This window comes from Streptomyces sp. AM 2-1-1 (assembly GCF_029167645.1).
Taxonomy (GTDB): domain Bacteria; phylum Actinomycetota; class Actinomycetes; order Streptomycetales; family Streptomycetaceae; genus Streptomyces.
Genome location: NZ_CP119147.1, coordinates 1,024,008 through 1,043,890 on the forward strand (window position 1 = coordinate 1,024,008; position 19,883 = coordinate 1,043,890).

Below are 19,883 nucleotides of genomic sequence, written 5' to 3' on the forward strand. Positions count from 1 at the left end.
GCAACATTGCTTGACATCAAGATATCTCGTGACCGGTCCGGTCTCCACAAGGGACCCCGTACCCGTGCGGGCACGCCGTGGCCGGCGCCCGGAACCGGGCGGTCCCGGGCCGGCTCGCGCCGGGCCCGGGACGTGCGTACAGCCGGTGCGGGGAGGTGTGCGGGGTCAGCCGGCGAGGGCGGGGACGACCGTCGATCCGTAGGCGTCGATGGTGGCCTCGCGGGCGTCGTGCATGGCGTAGACGGCGAACTGGTCGACGCCGAGGTCGCGCAGGATCCGGAGCTTGTCGATGTGTGCTTCGGCGGGGCCGAGCAGGCAGAACCGGTCGACGATCTCGTCCGGTACGAAGGCGGTGTCCGGGTTGTCGCTGCGGCCGTGGTGGCTGTAGTCGTAGCCGGACCGGCCGGCGATGTACGCGGTGAGGGCCTCGGGCACCAGGCCGGAGTGCTCGCCGTACCGGGAGACCAGGTCGGCGACGTGGTTGCCGACCATGCCGCCGAACCAGCGGCACTGCTCGCGCGCGTGGTCGAGGTCGTCGCCGACGTAGGCCGGGGCGGCGACGCAGATGGTGAGGGAATCCGGGTCCCGGCCCGCGTCCTCGGCCGCGGTCCGCACCGCCTTGATCATGTACTCGGTGAGGAACGGGTCCGCGAGCTGGAGGATGAATCCGTCGGCCTTCTGCCCGGCCAGTGCCAGCGCCTTGGGCCCGTAGGCGGCCATCCAGACCGGCAGCCTGCCGTCCTTCACCCAGGGGATGCGGACCGGCTGCCCGTCGAGGGACGCCTCGCGCCCCTCGGCGAGGTCACGGATGGTGTCGATGGCCTCGCCGAGCCGGGCGAGGGTGTGGGGCCTGCGGCCCGCGACCCGCATCGCGGAGTCGCCCCGGCCGATGCCGCAGACGGTCCGGTTGCCGTACATGTCGTTCAGGGTGGCGAAGGTGGACGCGGTCACCTCCCAGGTGCGGGTGCCGGGGTTGGTGACCATCGGGCCGACGATGAGGCGTTCGGTGTGTTCGAGGATGCGGCTGTAGATGACGAAGGGCTCCTGCCAGAGCACCGCCGAGTCGAAGGTCCAGCCGTAGCGGAATCCGTTGCGTTCGGCGCGGCGCATCAGGCCGACGACGGACGAGGCGGGCGGGTCGGTCTGGAGGACGAGTCCGAAGTCCATGTCGCTGCTCCTGGTCCAGTGCGCGAAGGGGGCGCGCGGGGCGGACCGCCACGGCCGCCCCGGCCGGTGTACTTCCGTCCGTGGACGGCGGGTTCGCCCGGCGGGGAGCGAGGTCGGGTACGGCCTCCGGCGCCGTGGGCGCACCACCCGCGGATGACGTTGTCCGGCGGAATACTTCCCTATCGGACCATGTCGAACCCTGTACGGCGACGCCTCGGACGCGCGTCGCGGAGCGATGACTCCCGCCCGCTTCCGTCACCTCGGGAAGAAGGCTTTCGGGGGCTCGGGGCCCCGGTGCGCGAGAAGGACGGGGTGCGGCCGGGACCGCACCCCCGCGTACTCAGCAGTTCGGGACGCCCGGCAGCCAGCCGGCGGCATTGTCGATGAAGATGTTGGAGACGTATCCGCCGTAGTCCGGCAGGTAGGACCAGGCGTCGTTGCTGTACCCGTTCGACTGGACGAGCTGCCCGCGGACCTGGCACTGCACCCGTACCGTCGTGGGGCCGGCCAGCTGGGCGACCCGGGTGGAGGCACTGGTGGCCTGCTGGCGGATGTTGACGTCGGTGCCCCAGGTCGGGAAGGACGTGGTCGCGGCGCCGGCGGCGGTCCACAGGTACTCGACGGTGACGTAGCCGTTGTCGTTCAGGCCGACGTTGTGGAAGGTGCCGTCGGCGAGGTCGATGCCGGCCGGGTTGAGCACCCTGCGGCCGGAGCCGTCCAGGCCGCCGTTGTACCCCTCCAGGTACGCGGCCTGCGCCTCGGGTCTGCCCCGCGGCAGGTCCTTGAAGCTCTCCCGGGTGGAGGACGGGTTCCAGTAGTCGTCACGGGTGTTCCACGGGCCGACGTCCCACACCGGGGCCGTCTCGCAGCGGGCGGGACCGCAGACCCGCACCGAGTACTGGCCACTGCCCTTCGGGGAGAGCCCGCGCCGGGACGGCAGCGCCACGAAGTGGTCGTCGGCGACGATGACGTGTCCGTTGGCGGTGGTGCCTCCTACCAGACCCTCGCGGGTGGCGTAGACGGTGGCGGTCAGGGAGGCCGCCGCCGCGACGGACGGGCCCGCGTCGTCGACGTCGAGTTCGGCGCTCAGGGACAGGGCGCGGATGCCCGGTACGGCACCGTCGGCGGCGGCGACCAGGACGATCCGGGCCTGCACCCGGGTGACGGCCCGGGGCAGCACCGCGGGGTCGTCCGCGCTCGCCTCCCGCCATTCGGTCCACCGGCCCAGTCCGTCCTGACCGCGCACGTCGACCACCACCTGCGATCCGGCCGGAAGGGTGACGTCGACGTCCGGGGTGATCCGGTCGACGGCACGGTCGAGCCGGTGCACCGGGAGGAGGACCGTGCCCTGTCCCCGCGGGGAGCGCGCGGAGGCGGGCCGTACGTGAGGGTCGCGCAGGCGCAACGCGCCGTCGGCGCGGCTGACGTTGGTCTCGTCCCCGGAGGGCACGGAGAGGTCCGCCCGCCAGCTGACGCTCCCGAGCGGGCCGTCCGCGGGGGCGGCGTCACGGGCCGCCGCCGGACCGGCGGTGAGCGAGAGCGCGACGAGGGCCAGCAGCGAGAGCGCGGCGGCAGGTCCGCGCCGGACGAGGCGCGCGGCGGGGCGCACGGCTCCGGGGAGGGCGGTGGGTCTGGGGTCTCGGCGCATGGATGCGCCTCCTTCGCGGTGGGGGCGGGGAAGGAACTCGCGGGCCGCGGGGCGCGCCCGTGAGGGTGTGGGCGGAGACGTCATGGGGGCGTGGTGGGGAACGGAGGGGGGCATCGTCGTTCGGGTCGCCGACCGGGGCCCGCGGTGTCCCCGGCGACGGGGTCGGGCGCACCGGGTCCGCAGCCCTGGTGACGACGTGACACGTGAAGGCCACGGTGGTGCGGGCAGGGACGCCGCGCAAGCCATTCGTTCCTGGTCGAAGGAGGTCGCGGCACGCTTGCCAGCGGCCCGGCGCCCCGCTACCTTCCGCGCCCTCCCCGCATCCGCACCCTCGACGCCGCCGGGCGGAGAGGTGACGACATCCGCTCCTCCTGACATGCATGCGTCACATCCGCACTGCGCGTAGAGTTCCGCCGGGCGAGCGCCGCCGAACGCCCGTGACCGCCGGGGGTGCGCCGTGCTACGGGTGGAGTTCACGCACCAGGAGCTGGCCCGTCTGCGTCTCGCCCCCGACGTGGACCCGCTCTGGGAAACCGCGCTGAGCCTGCATCTGCTGCAGCGCCGTCAGGCGCCGCTCGCCTTCGGGACCTGGCGGCGCGAAGCGATCGCGGCCCTGCGGCGGACCGGCCTCGTCGCCGCGACGCGCGCCCTGATGCGACTGTGCCCGGACCGCTCGTACTTCCCGGACTTTCTGACACCCGGTCGCGGGGACAGCGATCTCGACACCGCGCTCGAACGGGTGCTCTCCACGCCCCGGAACCGGCTGCGCGCCGAACTCGCCCGGCTCTACGCCCCCACCGGCCGCCCCGTCCCCGCAACCCTGCGCCCTCTGGCCGACGGCTGCCCCCGGGCGCTGGGCCGCCTCGGATCCGCCCTGCGCGCCTACCACCGGGTGGCCGTCGAGCCCTACCTCGGCGCGATGCGCGCGCAGGCCGCGGCCGACCGGACCGCCCGGGCCGAAGCCGTCCTCACCCACGGCGCGGAGGGCCTCCTCATCGTTCACGGCGAGCTGCCCGGGTGGCGCTACCGGGAGCGCGAGCTGCGCGCCCCGTACCCGATCGAGCGCGGACTGGCCCTGCGGGGGCGGACCTTGACCCTCGTACCGGCGTTCTTCTGCGTCCGCTCCCCGATCGCTCTCGCGGACGAGGAGCTGCCTCCGGTCCTCGTCCACCCGCTTTCGCCCGCACCCGGCTGGCTCGAACGCCGGCACCTCGGCGGTGACGCTCCGGCGGCGCAGCTCATCGGCGCCTCCCGCGCCGAGCTGCTGCGGATACTCGACCGCCCGATGACCACCATGGACCTCGCCGCGGCGCTCCGGCTCGCCCCGTCGACCGCCAGCAGGCACGCCACCGTGCTGCGCGAGGCGGGGCTGCTGCTCTCCCAGCGCCAGGGGGTGCGGGTCCTCCACCACCGCACCCGGCTCGGCCGGGCCGTGCTGGAGGGCGCACTGCGATGAACCGGGTGAGCCGGGCCGGGGCCGCCGGGCCGTCATGACGACGGCAGCGCCGCCGTGCGCTCCGGGCAGATCCGCCCGGAGCGCGTCCCGTCCCACCCGGCGGGCCACCCGCAGGTCGGTGTCGTACCGCCGTCGCGCCGCCGCAGGTGCGGCGTCGGGCCCCTCGCGCCGCCGCTCCTCCATGTCCCCCGCTTCGCAGCGGGCCGCGGAACCCACCCCTGTGACCTGCGGCAGAGCCGGGGCGCACGGGGGGGGTGGACCCGACCGTGCCGACTTCACCCCGCGGGAAGGGGGCCAGTACAGTACGGGAATGGTGACCCTAAGGGAGCAGATTATCGCCGACCTCGGCGTCCGGGCGGCAGTGGAACCGAAGGAGGAGATCCGGCAGCGGGTCGACTTCCTCAAGGAGTACCTGCGGTCGACGCCGGCCAAGGGCTTCGTACTCGGGATCAGCGGCGGCCAGGACAGTACGCTGGCCGGCAAGTTGTGCCAGCTCGCGGCCGAGGAGCTGCGGGCCGAGGGGCACGACGCCACCTTCCTCGCGGTGCGGCTGCCGTACGGCGTGCAGGCGGACGAGCACGACGCGCAGATCGCGCTGGAGTTCATCGGGCCGGACCGTTCGGTCGCGGTGAACGTCAAGCCGGGTGCCGACACCGTGGCCGCCGAGGTCGCGCGCGGGCTGGCCGGGCTGCCGGAGGGGGAACCGGAGCTGCGGGACTTCGTACGCGGCAACGTCAAGGCCCGTGAGCGCATGGTGATCCAGTACGGGCTCGCCGGCCAGTTGGGGCTGCTCGTCGTGGGCACGGACCACGCGGCCGAGGCGGTGACCGGTTTCTTCACCAAGTACGGCGACGGCGGGGTCGACCTCACCCCGCTCACCGGGCTGACCAAGCGTCAGGGTGCGGCGCTTCTGCGGGAGTTGGGAGCCCCGCAGAGCACCTGGGAGAAGGTGCCGACGGCGGACCTGGAGGACGGCCGCCCCGCGCTGCCGGACGAGGTGGCACTCGGGCTGACGTATGCGGAGATCGACGACTACCTGGAGGGCGCGGAGGTCACCCCCGAGGTGGCGTCGAAGCTGGAGGCGGGCTACCTGGCGACCCGGCACAAGCGGACCGTCCCGGCCACCCCGCTCGACGACTGGTGGAAGAGCTGACCGCGACGGCGGACCACTGAACGCGGCCCGGCCGCCCGACCGTCCCGCCCTTCCCACGCACCCGCCGCGCGACCCGGTTCGCGCGGCGGGTGCGTCATGTCCGGACCGGGTCCCGGCCTCCGCTCCCCACCGCATCGTCGCCTTCTTGTGACCGGGGGTGATGTTCCTTCCCATCTAAGGGCAGGCTAACCTAAGCGGCATGAGAGCTGGTGAGAGCATGTCCGGTGCGGCGCACGTCGCCGCCGCTGCCGGTGTGCCACATACGCGCGGTCACGGACTGTCCGCCGACGGGGTCACCGTCGCCTACGGCCGCACCGACGTCGTGCACGGGGCGAGCCTCGCCCTGCGGCCCGCCGAGGTGACCGCCCTGGTGGGCCCCAACGGCAGCGGGAAGTCGACACTGCTGCGTACTCTCGCCCGGCTCCAGACCGCACGGACCGGAACGCTCACCGTGGACGCCGGCACCGAGGGGGCCACCGACGGCTTCGCGCTCGGCGCCCGCGAATTCGCCCGGCGGGTCGCACTCCTGACGCAGTCCCGGTCCACGCCGGGCGGTCTCACCGTCCGGGACGTGGTCGAGTTCGGCCGCTACCCGCACCGCGGCCGCTGGGGACGTCCCGACCCGGACGGCACGGCGGCGGTGGACCGCGCCCTCACCCTCACCGGTGTCGAGGACCTCGCCGGCCGGGGCGTGGAACAGCTCTCCGGCGGGCAGCTCCAGCGCGTGTGGCTGGCGAGCTGCCTGGCGCAGGAGACGGGCGTTCTGCTGCTCGACGAACCCACCACCTACCTCGACCTCCGCTACCAGGTCGAACTCCTCGACCTGATCCGCGATCTCGCCGACCTCCACGGCATCGCCGTGGGCGTCGTCCTCCACGACCTCGACCAGGCGGCAGCCGTCTCCGACCGGGTCGCCCTGCTCCACGCGGGACGCGTCGTCGCCGACGGCGCGCCCGAGGACGTGTTCACACCGGAGTTGCTGTCCGACGTCTACGGCATCCGCATCGACGTCGACACCGACCCGTCGACCGGCCGGCTGCGCACCCGCGCGATCGGTCGCCACCACTCCCGATCCGAAGGGCTCAGCACCTCCTCATGAAGCGCCACCTCCTCGCCTCGGCCACCGTCGCCGTCGCCGCCCTCTCGCTGGCCGCCTGCGGAACCTCGGAGCCGTCCACGGACGACGCCGCCCCGTCCGCGAAGCCCGCCGCCCAGAAGATCACCGTCACCGACGCCACCGGCGCGAAGGTGACGCTCGACGGGCCCGCCACCAAGGTCGTCGCCACCGAGTGGAACGTGGTCGAGGACCTCGTGGCCCTCGGTGTCTCCCCGGTGGGCGTCGCCGACGTGAAGGGCTACACCGCGTGGAACACCGCGGCCCCGCTCACCGGCGACCCGAAGGACATCGGTACGCGCGGCGAGCCGAGCATCGACACCGTCGCGGCGCTCGCCCCGGACCTCGTGGTCGCCACCGACGACCTCTCCCCCGACGTCGTCGCCCAGCTCCGCAAGGTCGCGCCGGTCATCCAGGTGACCTCCGCCGACGGCGCGGACCAGATCGGCACGATGACCGAGGGCCTCGACCTGGTCGCGCGGGCCACCGGCAAGACCGCCGAGGCCACCACCGTGAAGAACGAGTTCGAGGCGAGCATCGCCGAGAACAAGAAGGCCCTGGAGGACGCCGGGCTCGGCGGCGCCCGGGTCGCCTCGGCCGACGGCTACGTCGACGCCAACCAGGTCTCCGTCCGCGCCTTCACGGCGAACTCCCTCCTCGGCTCGGTCAACGAGAAGCTCGGGCTGAAGAACGCCTGGACCGTCGAGGGGGACAAGGCCTACGGCCTGGCCACCACCGACGTCGAGGGACTCACCAAGCTCGGTGACGTCCACTTCAGTTACATCGCCAACGACGTGGACGGCGACGCGTTCGCCGACAACCTCTCGAAGAACGCGGTCTGGAAGTCGCTGCCGTTCGTCGAGGACGGCAACGTGCACCGGCTGCCCGACGGCGTCTGGATGTTCGGCGGCCCCCGCTCGATGGAGGCGTACGCCGACTCCCTCGTCGACGCCCTGACGAAGAAGTAGCGCGCCGTGGCCGTCATCAGCAAATCCGTGGTCGGCCGTGACCGCCCCGCCGCGGCCACGACGGGCACGGTCGCGGTGACGGCCGGGCTCGTGCTGCTCGTCCTCGTCCTCGCCGTCGTCGACATCACCCAGGGCACCGCCGACGTCGGCGCGTCGGAGGTCCGGGACGCGCTCCTCGGCCGCGCCGACGCCGGGGACTCCTCCGTCGTCATCGCGTCCCGGCTGCCGCGCATGGTCGCCGGCATCCTCGTCGGGCTGGCGCTCGGTGCGGCGGGGGCGGCCCTCCAGTCGGTCAGCCGCAACGTGCTCGCCGCGCCGGACACCCTGGCGGTGAACGCCGGTTCCTATCTGGCGCTGGGCCTGGTCGCCGTCACCGGTGTCTCGCTGCCCTTCCTCGCCTCCTCCGGCGCGGCGTTCGTCGGCGGGCTCGCCGCCGCGGCCGTCGTCCTCGGCCTCTCCGGACTCGGGAAGGGCACCGTACGGCTCGTCCTGGCGGGCAGCGCGCTGATGCTGGGCCTGAACGCCGTGACCGAGGCGCTGCTCCTGCTCTTCCCGCAGAAGACCGAGGGGCTCTACCGCTGGGGCCAGGGCGGCATCGGCCAGAACGGCTTCGACGGGGTCCAGCAGATGCTCCCGGTCGTCGTGGCCGGCCTGCTCGGGCTGCTGCTCCTCGGCCGCCGGGTCGACGCGCTCGGCCTGGGTGACGACGCGGCCCGCGGCCTGGGCGTCCCCGTCCGGGGAACCCGGGTCACCGCCGTCGTTTTCGCCACCCTGCTCTCCGCGGCGGCCGTCACGCTCGCGGGCCCGATCGGCTTCGTCGGTCTCTGCGCCCCCGCGCTCGTACGGCCCCTGGCCCGACGGTTCCGCGGCTTGACCCGCTCACGGACCGGGATGCCCGTCGCCGGGCTGGTGGGCGCGGCGCTGATCCTCGGGGCGGACGTGCTGCTGCGCGCGGTCGTCCCCGCCGACCTGGCGGTGGAGGTGCCCACGGGCGTCGTCACCACGGTGGTCGGCAGCGTCTTCCTGGTCGTGATGGCGCTCCGTACGCGGGACACCGACGCGGCCGAGGCGCCGGACCGGCTGCGGATACCCGGTCGCACGGCGTTCCTGGTCACCGTGGCCGTCCTCGTCGTCGCGCTCTTCGCCGTGGTGGTCGGCGCGGTCCTCCTCGGGGACGCGAAGCTGCTGCTCGGCGACGTCGTGAACTGGACCCAGGGCCGGTCCGGACGGGTCGTCACCTACGTCCTGGACGCGCGGGTCCCCCGGGTGCTGGCCGCCCTGCTGGCAGGTGCCGCGCTGGCGCTGTCCGGCACCCTGGTGCAGGCGGTGACCCGCAATCCGCTCGCGGAGCCCGGCATCCTCGGTGTCACCGGCGGCGCCGGCCTCGGTGCCGTACTGGTCGTCACCACCGTGACCGCCGCGAGTTCCTGGGTGATCGCCGGTGCGGCGTTCGCCGGTGCGGCCGCAGCCTCGTCGCTGGTCTTCGGCCTGGCGGCCCGGGGCGGTTTCCGGCAGAACCGGCTGGTCCTGCTCGGGATGGGGGTGTTCGCCGGCACGACGGCGCTGATCAGCCTGGTCATCGTGGTAAGCGACCCGTTCGACACGACGCGGGCGCTGACCTGGCTGTCCGGATCCACCTACGGCCGGAACATGCCCGACGTGCTGCCCGTCACGGTGGTGCTCGCCGGGGCCCTCGTGTGGTCGGCGGTACGCCGCCGGGAGCTGGACCTCGTCGCGCTCGACGACAACACCCCGAGGCTCCTCGGTCTGCGCCTCACCCGGGCCCGCCTCGGCTTCCTGGTGGCGGCGGTGCTGCTCGCGGCGAGCGCGGTGGCGGCCGCCGGACTGATCGGCTTCGTGGGTCTGGTCGCCCCGCACGCGGCACGTGCCCTGGTCGGGCGGCGGCACGCGCGGGTCGTCCCGGTCGCGGTCCTGCTCGGAGCGATCCTCGTCACCCTTGCCGACCTGCTGGGCCGCACGGTGATCGCCCCGGCGCAGCTCGGCGCGGGCCTGATGACGGCCGTCATCGGCGCCCCGTACTTCCTCTACCTGCTGGTCCGCACGCGCCGCTGAACCGCCCGCGCACGCCCCGCCCCGCCCCGCCCCGCCCCGCCCCGCCCCGGGAGACGTTCCCGGGGCGGGGCGTCCGTGTGTGCGGTCCTCAGCCGGCGTACTGGGAGAGCCCGCGCGGCAGATAGGTGCCGTGCCCGGCGTGGCCGACGTAGGTGCGGTTCTCGATCACCGGGACGCCGCGGGAGAGGACGGTCTCCACCCGGCCGGTCACCCGCTTGCCCTCGTACGCCGAGTAGTCGACGTTCATGTGGTGGGTCGCGGCCGACATGGTCTGTTCGGCGTGCGGGTCGTAGAGGACGATGTCGGCGTCGGAGCCGGGGGCGATGGTGCCCTTCTTGGGGTAGAGCCCGAACATCCGGGCCGGTGCGGCGCAGGCGATCTCGATCCAGCGCCGGCGGCTGAGGTGTCCGTCGACGACGGCCTGGTGGAGGAGGTCCATCCGGTTCTCGACGCCGGGCATGCCGTTGGGGATCTTCGAGAAGTCGCCCCGGCCCAGTTCCTTCTGTCCCGTGAAGCAGAAGGGGCAGTGGTCGGTGGAGACCACCTGGAGGTCGTTGGTCCGCAGTCCGCGCCAGAGCGCCGCCTGGTGTTCCCTGGGCCGCAGCGGGGTGGAGCAGACGTACTTGGCGCCCTCGAAACCGGGTTCGGCGAGGTTCTCCGTCGACAGGAAGAGGTACTGCGGGCAGGTCTCGCCGAACACCGGGTGGCCCTCGTCGCGGGCGCGTGCGATCTCGGCGACGGCTTCCCGCGCCGACACGTGCACGACGTAGAGCGGGGCCCCGGCCACCTGGCTGAGCCTGATCACCCGGTGCGTGGCCTCCGCTTCGAGCAGCGCCCTGCGGACTTCGCCGTGGTGGCGGGGGTCGCGTTCGCCCCGCGCCAGCGCCTGCTCGACCAGGACGTCGATGGCGAGGCCGTTCTCGGCGTGGGTCATCACCAGGCCGCCGTTGGAGGCGGCCTGCTGCATGGCCCGCAGGATCTGTCCGTCGTCGGAGAGGAACACCCCCGGGTAGGCGGTGAAGAGCTTGAACGAGGTGACGCCGGCCGAGACGAGCCGGTCCATCTCCCGGAGCGAGGAGGCGTTCACGTCGGACATGATCATGTGGAAGCCGTAGTCGATCGCGCAGTTGCCCTCCGCCTTCTCGTGCCAGGCGCCGAGCCCGGCGGTGAGCGTCCCGCCCCGGGACTGGATCGCGAAGTCGACGATGGTCGTCGTGCCGCCCCAGGCGGCGGCGCGGGTCCCGGTCTCGAAGGTGTCGGAGGCGTACGTGCCGCCGAAGGGCATCTCCATGTGGGTGTGGGCGTCCACCCCGCCCGGGATCACGTACGTGCCGGTGGCGTCGATCCTCCTGCCGGCCCAGCCCTCGGCCACGTCACTGCCGTGGGCGGCGAGCGCGACGACCCGGCCCCCCTCGATCAGCACGTCGGCGTGGATCTCGTCGGACGCGGTGACGACGAGACCGCCGTGGATCACGGTACGGATCATGTGCCTCTCCTCGCTGTGCCGGGAAGGGACCCACGGCGAGGGGCCCCGTTGCGTGCTGGTCGGGTCGGGGGCGGCGTCTGCCGGAGACGCCGCCTCCGGGATACCTCCGAGAGGTGGGGCGGCGCGCCGGACGCCGCCTCCGGGGTGGCGGGGCGCGCGCCGGGCCGCCCCCTCCGGGTCAGCCCGCGGCGCGCAGGGCCTCGCCCAGGATGGACGCGCCCTCCTCCGCCTCGGCGACGGACAGCGAGAGCGGCGGGGCGATCCGCAGCACGCTGGTGCTGTGGCCGCCGCCCTTGCCGATGAGCAGGCCGCCCTCGCGCGCCGCCTCCAGGACGGCGGCGGCGGCCTCGGGGGCGGCCCGGTCGGTGCCGGGCTCCACCAGCTCGATCCCGATCATGAGACCGCGCCCGCGTACCTCGTGCACCGAGGGCACCCGCGCGGCGAGGGCCCGCAGGCGTTCGACGAGCAGTCCGCCGACCCGGCGGGCATTGCCCTGGAGGTCGTGGTCGAGAAGGTACGTGAGGTTGGCGAGGCCGGCCGCCATCGTGACGGGGGAACCACCGAACGTGGAGATGGAGTTGGCGTCCAGGCAGTTCATCACCTCGGACCGGGCCACCACGCCGCCGACGGACATGCCGTTCCCGATCCCCTTGGCGAAGGTCAGGATGTCCGGCGGGCCGTTCCGCGCGTGCGCCTGCCATCCCCAGAAGTGGTCGCCGGTGCGGCCCCAGCCGGTCTGCACCTCGTCCGAGATCCACAGGATGCCGTGCCGGTCGAGCACCTCGCGGAAGGCGGCGTAGAGGCCGTCCGGCGGCGAGGTGAAGCCTCCGACGCCCTGGATCGGTTCGGCGATGAGCGCGGCGGGCCGGCGGGTGTGCCCGAGGAGGTCCTCCAGGTCCCGTACGCATGCCGCGATGAACTCGGCGTCGGTCAGTTCCGCGTACGGCCCCCGGGTCCGCACCCCGCCATGCACGTACAGGGTCTGGAGGGGGGAGAGGCTGGTGGGCGACCAGCCCCGGTTGCCGGTCACGGAGACCGTCGAGAACGACCTGCCGTGGTAGCTGTTGCGCATCGCGAGGATCTGGTTGGACCCCCGGTACGTGGTGGCGAGCAGCAGGGCGGTGTCGTTGGCCTCGGTGCCGGAGGTGGTGAAGAAGACGCGCGCGTCGGGGATGCCGGAGAGGGTGGCGACGCGCTCGGCGAGGTCCACCAGCGGGCGGTTGAGGTAGAGCGTCGACGAGTGGAGGATCCGCCCGGCCTGCTCGCTGATCGCCTTCGTCACCTCGGGCAGCGCGTGCGCGGTCATCGTGGTGAGGATGCCGCCGAAGAAGTCGAGGTAGCGCTTGCCGTCCGCGTCCCAGACGTGGCGCCCCTCGCCGTGGGTGATCTCCAGCGGGCGGTCGTAGTAGAGGGTGAGCCAGTCGGGGCTGACGGCGCGGTGCCGTGCGAAGAGGTCGTTCACGGTTCCACCAGCCCGTCGTAGGCGTCCGCTCGGCGGTCGCGGTAGAAGGCCCACTGGGTGCGGACCTCCTCGATCAGGTCGAAGTCCAGGTCCCTGACGACGAGTTCCTCCTCCTTGTCGCTGGCGACGTCACCGACGAACTGGCCCCGGGGGTCGACGAAGTAGCTCGTGCCGTAGAAGTCGTTGTCGCCGTACTCCTCCCGGCCGACCCGGTTGATCGCGGCGACGAAGTACTCGTTCGCGACGGCCGACGCGGGCTGCTCCAACTGCCAGAGGTGGCTGGAGAGCCCACGCGAGGTCGCAGACGGGTTGTACACCAACTGGGCTCCGTTGAGGCCGAGTTGTCGCCACCCCTCGGGGAAGTGGCGGTCGTAGCAGATGTAGACGCCGACCTTGCCGACCGCCGTGTCGAAGACGGGCCAGCCGGCGTTCCCGGGCTTGAAGTAGTACTTCTCCCAGAACCCCTTGACCTGCGGGATGTGGTGCTTGCGGTACTTGCCGAGGTACGAGCCGTCGGCGTCGATCACCGCGGCGGTGTTGTAGTAGAAGCCCGACTGCTCGATCTCGAAGACGGGCACCACGATGACCATGCCGGTCTCACGGGCCAGTTCCTGCATCCGGGCGACCGTGGGGCCGTCCGGTACCGGCTCGGCCCAGCGGTAGTGCTCCGGCTCCTGCACCTGACAGAAGTAGGGGGCGTTGAACACCTCCTGGAAGCCGATGATCCTCGCCCCCTGCCGGGCGGCCTCGCGCGCGTGCTCCTCATGCTTGGCGATCATGGATTCGGTGTCGCCGGTCCAGGTCGCCTGGACGAGTGCGGCGCGAACGACGTGGGACATGAGCTGCTCCTTCGACGCGGCGTCAGAGCCTCTACGCGTTTTCTACGCGGGTGGACACGGAAGGTAGGAGGAGAACGTAAGCCCCTCCCCACGGCGGGGCAAGACCGTCGCCGTGAACCGGCCGAGTCGATCACGTTTCACACCCGGGCGGCCCGCACCGCCGCCGGGACACGCCGCACGCGGCCCCGGACGGAGGCTCCTGGGCCGCTCGGGGCGCACCCTCACACCCCCGCGACGCCCGCCACCCGCAGGGCGTGCACGAGGTCCCACTCCCGGGCCGCCGACACCCCGCGGGCCGCCGCGAGGAGTTGGGGGACGAGGTGGGCCGCCCCCGCACCGGCGACGCGCGCGGTGTCGTGCGGGGACCGCACACGGACGAAGGCGCTCAGTAACTCCTCCGCCTCCGACCCCCGCCCCGCCCGTTCCAGCGCGGCCGCCGCCTCGGCGATCTCCTCGGCGGGGCGGGAGACCCCCTGCCGCAGCAACTGCCCGCAGTCCCCGGACCGCCCCGCCGCCGCGAGGGCGCCGACGGCGTCGGCGAGCCCCACGGGCGGCAGCGAGGAGACCTCCCACAACAGCGTGGCCCAGTCGGCGTCGAGACCGGCCAGCTCCAGCGCCACGGCGAGCACCGGCAGCCGCTCGGCCGGCCAGGCCGCCGCCTCGCAGAGCACGGCGTACGCCTCTCCCGTCCGCCCCTGCGCGCGCATCGCCAGCAGGTGGGTGACCACCTCTGCCGCGGCTCGCACCACCACCGGGTCGAAGGCCGGTCCGGTCGTGTCCGCTTCGGCCCGTCCGCCGGCCCCGCGCGCGTCCGGCCCACGGTCCCGGGACGCACGCGTCACGCCGCCGAAGCGCGCACCCCGGGGCGTCGCCGGGGACGGCGCGGCGGAGGGCAGCAGCGGGAGCGCCGAGGGGGCGGGCCCGTCGGCGTTCTCCAGCCCGGCGAACCGGGCGCCCCTCGGCCTCCCGCGCGCCGCTTTCGGCGCGGGGGCGGGCGCGGGGGCGGGGGCGGGGGCGGCCACGGTCGCACGGGTGGGCTCGGCAACGCGGGCGGGTTCGGGAGCACAGACGGGTCCGGGATCGGCGGCCGCGCGCGGGGCCGGCGCGGTGACGGGCGAACCGGGGTGCACGGAGGGGGTGTTCGGAGCGCTCCGATCGCTCGTCCCGTCCTCCCGCAGCCGGGCGGGCGGGACGGCGAGCGCCGCCAGGCGGGTGCGGATCTCCTCGCATCGGGCGGAGGCGCGCCGGTGGTCGTCCCGGGCCCAGGCGAGGGCTTGCGGATCGGCGTCCCGTACCCCGCCGCTTCCCGCGGCCGCCAGCCGCCGGGCCGCCTCATGCTGCTCGCGGAGCATCAACTCCAGCCGGTGGAGCAGCTCCTGCCGTCCACCCGGTCGGCGGTCGTGGGCCGCCGCCGAGGCCTCGTAGAGGGCGGCGGCCCGCACCGACTCCCGCTCGGCGAACGCGGTGCCGCAGGAGGCGGCCACGTCCTGGAGGAGCGACTCGACGACGTCCCAGGGCGGGATCTCCACGCCGTCGAAGCACGCGCGCATCCCGGCGGGATCGCGGCGCAGGAATATCCCGTACCAACCGCGCGCGGGATTCAGCCGGCCGGCCAACTCCCGCAGGAGATCGGCGAACACACCTGGTTCGACCCCATTGCGCTGTGCCGTCATCGCCACCGCCGCCCTCGTCGGCCACCGACTGGAACCCTCCAGCCGGCTCGCATTCGACCGCAGGCGTGTTACGGGGCGGCTACGCCCGCTTTTCCGCTCCGAGGCGCCGAAAGTGCCGGGGCGGTACGCCGGGAAGCGCGAGCCCCCGGACCGGGTCCCTCAGAACGTGACCGCGATCCCGGTGTGGGGCCGCTTTCCGAGCCGGACGACCATGGCCGGCCAGTCGACCAGCCAGAACTTCCAGGTGTACTTGCGGGCCAGCGCCTTGCGCACGGCGGCCATCTCCGCCCCTTCGAGGAGGCGCGCGGTTCCCTCGGCGCTCGGGGCCCCTTCGGTGACCCGGCCCTTGACGTCGCAGACGGCGACCCGGACCCGGGAGGTGTGGCGCAGCCGCTTCACCTTCCACGAGTCGGATCGGGTCCAGATGTAGAGCGTCCCGCCGTCGGCCGCCGCCCACACGGGGGTGGCGACGGGGGTGCCGTTCTTCCGGTAGGTGGTCAGGCTGACGTACTCGCTGCCGGCGAGGTCCTGGAGAGTCACGGGGCGAGCCTATGCTCCCCGGCCCGGGTGGCGGACGGACCTCCCGCCCGGGAACCGGCCGGCGCGCTCCCGGGCGGCCGTCACACCCTGAGCGGCACCAGCGCACCGGCCGGCACCGCGGACAGCACGGCGGGCGGCATGGTGCCCGCCACCCTCCCGTCCACCGTGTCGGGCTCCCGGGCGCAGCCCGTGAGGATCTCGTCGAGGGAGAGGCCGAGGGCCGCCGCGAGGGCCGCCACGGTGAAGAAGGCGGGCGTGGGGGCGCGGCCGGTCTCGATCTTGCGGAGGGTCTCGGCGGAGAGGCCGGCGCTCGCCGCGACGGCGACCATGCTCCGTGCGCCGCGCGCCTCGCGGAGCAGGGCTCCGAGCCGTTCGCCGCGCAGGCGCTCTTCCGGGGTGAGGGGTGTTCGTACCATGGCGTCATTCTAATACCGCATGGACCGGTATATTAATTGGCATGGTGCAACTCAAGACGGAAACCTCCCTGGCCGCGATGCGTGAGGCCGGCCGGGTCGTGGCGCAGATGCTGACCGCCGCGCGCGAAGCGGCGAAGATCGGTGTCAGCCTGCGCGACATCGATGCCGTGGCCCACCAGGTGCTGCGCGACGCCGGTGCCGGATCACCCTTCCTCCACTACCACCCGCACTTCGCGCCGGTGCCCTTCCCCGCCGTGATCTGCGCGTCGGTGAACGACGCGATCGTGCACGGCGTCCCCGACGGATACCGGCTGCGCGACGGGGACCTGGTCAGCATCGACGCGGGTGCGACGCTGAACGGCTGGGTCGGCGACTCCGCGATCAGCTTCACCGTGGGCCGGGCCCGGCCCGCCGACACCCTGCTGATCGACACCGCCTACGCGGCGCTGGACGCGGGCATCGCGGCGGCCGTCGTCGGCAACCGCATCGGCGACATCGCCCACGCCATCGGTACCGTCTGCCGCTCGGCGGGGTACGGCATCCCCGAGGGGTTCGGCGGCCACGGCGTGGGCCGGTCCATGCACGAGGACCCGTCCGTGCCGAACGAAGGGCGCGCCGGGCGGGGGTTGCCCCTGCGCCACGGGATGGTGCTGGCGATCGAGCCGATGCTGATCGCCGGCGGCGGCGACTACTTCCGGCCGGACCAGGACGGCTGGACGCTCCGGACCACCGACGGCAGCCGGGCCGCCCACGCCGAGCACACGGTGGCCATCACCGACGACGGCCCGCGCATTCTCACGGCGCTCTGAGCCCCGCGGCGAACGCGCCGACCCCCCGAGCGGGCACGCCGACCCCCGAGCGGGCACGCTGATCCCCGCGCGGGCACGCTGAGCCCCGCGCGGGCACGCCGATCCCCGCAGAGGACCGCCCGCACCGGACCGGCACGACCGCTCCGCCCCGGACGCCGTCCGGGAGCTCGGTCGTGCCGGCGGTCGTGCCGCGCCCGGTTCAGCGCCGGCCGCCCCTGCTCGGCGTCACCACCATCGCCGAGCCGCCGCCCCGGCGGACCGTCTCGGCCGCCGCCAGCCACCGCCCGTCGGGCAGCCGCTGGACACCGGTGGCCGCGCCGATCTCGGGGTTGAGCTTGAACACGTGCCCGAGCGCCTCCAGCCGGGCGCGCAGCGGGCTGTCCCACAGCGCGGGCTCGATCTCGGTGGCCGCCGCGTTGCGCTGGCTGGCGCGGGGCGCGGCGATGGCGTCGACCAGCGGCAGGCCGCGGTCGGCGCTGCCCGTCAGGGTCTGGAGGACGGTGGTGATGATGGTCGCCCCGCCGGGCGACCCCAGCGCCAGCACCGGCTTCCCGTGGTCGAGCACGATCGTCGGCGAGATCGACGAGCGCGGCCGCTTGCCCGGACCCGGCAGGTTCGGGTCGTGCACGGCCGGGGAGGCCGGCGCGAAGGAGAAGTCGGTCAGCTCGTTGTTGAGCAGGAATCCGCGTCCCGGCACCGTGATGCCGCTGCCGCCGGTGGACTCGATGGTCAGGGTGTAGGCGACGACGTTGCCCCACTTGTCGGCAGCCGTCAGATGGGTGGTGTTCTCCCCCTCGAACGTCGTCGGGGCCGCGGTCCCGCCGGTCGCGCAGGGGGTCGGGGAGTTCGGGTTCCCCGGTGCCAGCGGGCTGGTCAGCACGGCGTCGTCGCGGATGAGGCAGGCGCGCGAGTCGGCGAACCGCTGACTGAGCAGCCCGGCCGTGGGGACGTCCTCGAACGCCGGGTCGCCGACCCAGCGTCCCCGGTCCGCGAAGGCGATCCGGCTCGCCTCGATCAACCGGTGCAGGTACTGCGCCTGGCTCGCCCGGGAGAGGTCGGTGGCCTCCAGGATGTTGAGGGCTTCCCCGACACTGGTCCCGCCGGAGGAGGAGGGGGCGATGCCGTAGACGTCGAGCCCCCGGTAGCCGACCTTGGTCGGCGCCTGCCGCAGCGCCCGGTACGCCTTCAGGTCCTGGGCGGTGAGGTCACCGGGCCGGGCGACGCGGCCGGACGCCGGGTCGACGGGGGGCGTGCGCACGGTCGCCACGATGTCGTGGGCCAGGTCGCCCCGGTAGAGCTCCTCGACCCCTTCGCGGCCGAGCTCGTCGTACGTACGGGCCAGGTCCGGGTTCTTGAACACCGATCCGACCACCGGGAGTTCACCGCCGGGCAGGAAGAGCTTCGCGCTGGCCGGGAAGTCGGCGAACCGCGCCCGGTTCCCCTCGGTCTGGCTGCGGAAGGTGCCGTCCACGACGAACCCCTCGCGCGCCAGCCGCTCGGCGGGCTTCAACAGGGTGCGGAGCGACTTGCTGCCCCAGGTGTCGAGCGCCTTGTCCCAGGTGGCGGGGGTGCCCGGGGTACCGACGCCGAGACCGCTGGTGACGGCGTCGTTGAAGGCGAGCGGCTTGCCGTTCTCCAGGAAGAGCGAGGAGTCCGCGCTGCGGGGCGCGGTCTCGCGGCCGTCGATGGTCTGTACCGTACGGGACTTGGCGTCGTAGTACACGAAGTACCCGCCGCCGCCGATGCCGGCCGAATAGGGCTCGGTGACCCCGAGCGCGGCTGCCGTCGCCACCGCCGCGTCCACCGCGTTGCCGCCCTTGCGCAGCACCTCGATGCCGGCCGCCGTGGCGTCGGCGTCCACACTGGCCACCGCTCCCCCGTACCCGGCGGCCACCGGTGTCTTCGCCGGTGGGGCGGGCGGCCGCGGCGACGAGCCCGCGGGGGCCGCCGCCCCGACGGACGCCACCACCGCGAGCACGGCCAGAACCGATACGTTCCGTCCGACAGGACGACGCATGCGTACCTCCAGTTGACGATCGTCCGCGCAGAGTAACTCCGGCCCGGCCGGATCGTCAGGACCGCCTCGAACGAATACCCGGATGCCCGCTACGATCCCCGGCCATGACCGACGACGTACGCAACATTGTGCTGGGCGTCATCGCCGCGGGAGTGAGCGCCGCTCTCGGCTGGCTCGCGCGCACCTACCTCTGGCGCCGCGAACTCCGCCGCAAGCAGGACTTCTTCGGGCTCCCCTCCCACTCCGAGTGCCTGCTCGTCGTCAACCGCGACCCGGGCACCGACGGATCCGTGCACCGCCATGACGTCTTCGCCCTGCTGGAGTTGTCCGCTTTGATCAAGGACTGCGACGCGCACGCGCAGATCCTCTCCCACGACGCGGCCCGGCAGGGTTTCGGCGAACGCACGGAGTACTGCGTCGGCGGGCCGGGTTCCAACCGGCGGGCGGCTGCGCACCTCCAGGCACTGCTGCCCGGCATCCGCGTGAACACCGACCGCGAACCTGGCCCGGACCGGGCCTCGTTCTCCATCGGTACGGAGCACTACCCGCTGGTCAAGGGGGTGTTGGAGCACGTGCTGCTGGCCCGGCTGAGCATCGGCGCGGACGCGCGGCCGGTGTTCCTGCTCTGCGGTCAGCGAGCGATCGACAACCAGGCCGCGGCCCGCTATCTCACCCGCAACTGGCGGAAGCTGGCGCGCACCCACCGCGGCTCGACCTTCTGCCTGCTGCTGAAGGTCGTCAACTCCGACGCGTACGGCCCCGACGTGGTGGAGCTGGTCGCGGACGTGACGCGCATCGCCCGGACACCGGTACCCGCGGCGCTCCCGGACGCCGAGCACGCCACCGGCTGACCTTCGCCCCCGCGACACGGAGGAACGAGGCACCGTCGGGCGTCCCCACGACGACGGCCCTTCTTCCGTGCGCGTCCTCCCCCGCAGAGACGGGGGTGTTCCGCACACGGAGGAGCGGGCCTTCGTCGTGCATCCCCACGACGACGGCCCGCTCTCCGTCAACGGCACCTTCCGGTACTTCGGCCGGGCATCTCCCCCTCTGCCGTGCGGC

The 19,883-nt window shown here is 73.6% G+C and carries 16 protein-coding genes; 7 read left to right on the forward strand and 9 right to left on the reverse strand.

Annotation, left to right across the window (positions count from 1 at the left end):
* Positions 1-165: 165 nt before the first annotated feature.
* Positions 166-1,167, reverse strand: a complete 1,002-nt coding sequence (locus tag PZB77_RS04345) for a TIGR03842 family LLM class F420-dependent oxidoreductase (RefSeq protein WP_275491194.1) — start codon at positions 1,165-1,167, stop codon at positions 166-168.
* Positions 1,168-1,507: 340 nt separating this feature from the next.
* Positions 1,508-2,815: a hypothetical protein gene (locus PZB77_RS04350; protein ID WP_275491195.1), complete on the reverse strand. Its 1,308-nt coding sequence runs from the start codon at positions 2,813-2,815 to the stop codon at positions 1,508-1,510.
* A gap of 466 nt (positions 2,816-3,281) precedes the next feature.
* Here PZB77_RS04350 and PZB77_RS04355 point away from each other — a divergent pair, with 466 nt between their 5' ends.
* From PZB77_RS04355 to PZB77_RS04375, 5 genes are all read left to right on the forward strand, one after another.
* Positions 3,282-4,271, forward strand: a complete 990-nt coding sequence (locus tag PZB77_RS04355; RefSeq protein WP_275491196.1) for a helix-turn-helix domain-containing protein — start codon at positions 3,282-3,284, stop codon at positions 4,269-4,271.
* A gap of 310 nt (positions 4,272-4,581) precedes the next feature.
* Positions 4,582-5,424 carry an ammonia-dependent NAD(+) synthetase gene (gene nadE, locus PZB77_RS04360; protein WP_275491198.1) on the forward strand — a complete coding sequence of 281 codons (843 nt, stop codon included), beginning with the start codon at positions 4,582-4,584 and terminating at the stop codon, positions 5,422-5,424.
* A gap of 199 nt (positions 5,425-5,623) precedes the next feature.
* A complete protein-coding gene (locus PZB77_RS04365; RefSeq protein WP_275491199.1) occupies positions 5,624-6,523 on the forward strand; it encodes an ABC transporter ATP-binding protein in 900 nt (299 codons plus the stop codon).
* Positions 6,520-7,506: an iron-siderophore ABC transporter substrate-binding protein gene (locus PZB77_RS04370; RefSeq protein ID WP_275491200.1), complete on the forward strand. Its 987-nt coding sequence runs from the start codon at positions 6,520-6,522 to the stop codon at positions 7,504-7,506. The genes PZB77_RS04365 and PZB77_RS04370 overlap by 4 nt, the downstream gene beginning before the upstream one ends.
* A 6-nt stretch (positions 7,507-7,512) precedes the next feature.
* Positions 7,513-9,579, forward strand: a complete 2,067-nt coding sequence (locus PZB77_RS04375) for an iron ABC transporter permease (RefSeq protein WP_275491201.1) — start codon at positions 7,513-7,515, stop codon at positions 9,577-9,579.
* Between the two features lie 88 nt (positions 9,580-9,667).
* Here the strand turns inward: PZB77_RS04375 and hydA are convergent, their stop codons facing one another.
* From hydA to PZB77_RS04405, 6 genes are all read right to left on the reverse strand, one after another.
* Complete coding sequence (hydA, locus tag PZB77_RS04380) at positions 9,668-11,065, reverse strand: dihydropyrimidinase (RefSeq protein WP_275491202.1); 1,398 nt, start codon at positions 11,063-11,065, stop codon at positions 9,668-9,670.
* 178 nt (positions 11,066-11,243) lie between these two features.
* A complete protein-coding gene (locus tag PZB77_RS04385) occupies positions 11,244-12,527 on the reverse strand; it encodes an aspartate aminotransferase family protein (RefSeq protein WP_275491203.1) in 1,284 nt (427 codons plus the stop codon).
* Entirely contained in the window at positions 12,524-13,366 is an 843-nt protein-coding gene (locus tag PZB77_RS04390) for a nitrilase-related carbon-nitrogen hydrolase (protein ID WP_275491204.1), read from the reverse strand. Before PZB77_RS04390 ends, PZB77_RS04385 begins: the two co-directional genes overlap by 4 nt.
* A 221-nt stretch (positions 13,367-13,587) precedes the next feature.
* The gene (locus PZB77_RS04395) at positions 13,588-15,039 is read right to left on the reverse strand and encodes a hypothetical protein (RefSeq protein ID WP_275495910.1); all 1,452 of its coding nucleotides are present in this window, start codon (positions 15,037-15,039) and stop codon (positions 13,588-13,590) included.
* Positions 15,040-15,198: 159 nt separating this feature from the next.
* The gene (locus PZB77_RS04400; protein ID WP_275491205.1) at positions 15,199-15,579 is read right to left on the reverse strand and encodes a PPOX class F420-dependent oxidoreductase; all 381 of its coding nucleotides are present in this window, start codon (positions 15,577-15,579) and stop codon (positions 15,199-15,201) included.
* Positions 15,580-15,659: 80 nt separating this feature from the next.
* Positions 15,660-15,995, reverse strand: coding sequence for a helix-turn-helix transcriptional regulator (locus PZB77_RS04405; protein WP_275491206.1), 336 nt, complete (start codon positions 15,993-15,995; stop codon positions 15,660-15,662).
* Positions 15,996-16,036: 41 nt separating this feature from the next.
* Here PZB77_RS04405 and map point away from each other — a divergent pair, with 41 nt between their 5' ends.
* Entirely contained in the window at positions 16,037-16,804 is a 768-nt protein-coding gene (map, locus tag PZB77_RS04410) for a type I methionyl aminopeptidase (protein ID WP_275491207.1), read from the forward strand.
* 199 nt (positions 16,805-17,003) lie between these two features.
* Here the strand turns inward: map and ggt are convergent, their stop codons facing one another.
* The gene (gene ggt, locus PZB77_RS04415) at positions 17,004-18,821 is read right to left on the reverse strand and encodes a gamma-glutamyltransferase (protein ID WP_275491208.1); all 1,818 of its coding nucleotides are present in this window, start codon (positions 18,819-18,821) and stop codon (positions 17,004-17,006) included.
* Between the two features lie 104 nt (positions 18,822-18,925).
* Here ggt and PZB77_RS04420 point away from each other — a divergent pair, with 104 nt between their 5' ends.
* Positions 18,926-19,672, forward strand: a complete 747-nt coding sequence (locus tag PZB77_RS04420; RefSeq protein ID WP_275491209.1) for a hypothetical protein — start codon at positions 18,926-18,928, stop codon at positions 19,670-19,672.
* Positions 19,673-19,883 lie beyond the last annotated feature (211 nt).

Bases quoted from the DNA above. Each gene is read 5' to 3' on its own strand.
- PZB77_RS04390 (WP_275491204.1), bottom strand. From the start codon at position 13,366: ATGTCCCACGTCGTTCGCGCCGCACTCGTCCAGGCGACCTGGACCGGC.
- PZB77_RS04350 (WP_275491195.1), bottom strand. From the start codon at position 2,815: ATGCGCCGAGACCCCAGACCCACCGCCCTCCCCGGAGCCGTGCGCCCC.
- map (WP_275491207.1), top strand. From the start codon at position 16,037: ATGGTGCAACTCAAGACGGAAACCTCCCTGGCCGCGATGCGTGAGGCC.
- PZB77_RS04365 (WP_275491199.1), top strand. From the start codon at position 5,624: ATGAGAGCTGGTGAGAGCATGTCCGGTGCGGCGCACGTCGCCGCCGCT.
- nadE (WP_275491198.1), top strand. From the start codon at position 4,582: ATGGTGACCCTAAGGGAGCAGATTATCGCCGACCTCGGCGTCCGGGCG.
- hydA (WP_275491202.1), bottom strand. From the start codon at position 11,065: ATGATCCGTACCGTGATCCACGGCGGTCTCGTCGTCACCGCGTCCGAC.
- PZB77_RS04370 (WP_275491200.1), top strand. From the start codon at position 6,520: ATGAAGCGCCACCTCCTCGCCTCGGCCACCGTCGCCGTCGCCGCCCTC.
- PZB77_RS04405 (WP_275491206.1), bottom strand. From the start codon at position 15,995: ATGGTACGAACACCCCTCACCCCGGAAGAGCGCCTGCGCGGCGAACGG.
- PZB77_RS04395 (WP_275495910.1), bottom strand. From the start codon at position 15,039: ATGACGGCACAGCGCAATGGGGTCGAACCAGGTGTGTTCGCCGATCTC.
- ggt (WP_275491208.1), bottom strand. From the start codon at position 18,821: ATGCGTCGTCCTGTCGGACGGAACGTATCGGTTCTGGCCGTGCTCGCG.
- PZB77_RS04345 (WP_275491194.1), bottom strand. From the start codon at position 1,167: ATGGACTTCGGACTCGTCCTCCAGACCGACCCGCCCGCCTCGTCCGTC.
- PZB77_RS04420 (WP_275491209.1), top strand. From the start codon at position 18,926: ATGACCGACGACGTACGCAACATTGTGCTGGGCGTCATCGCCGCGGGA.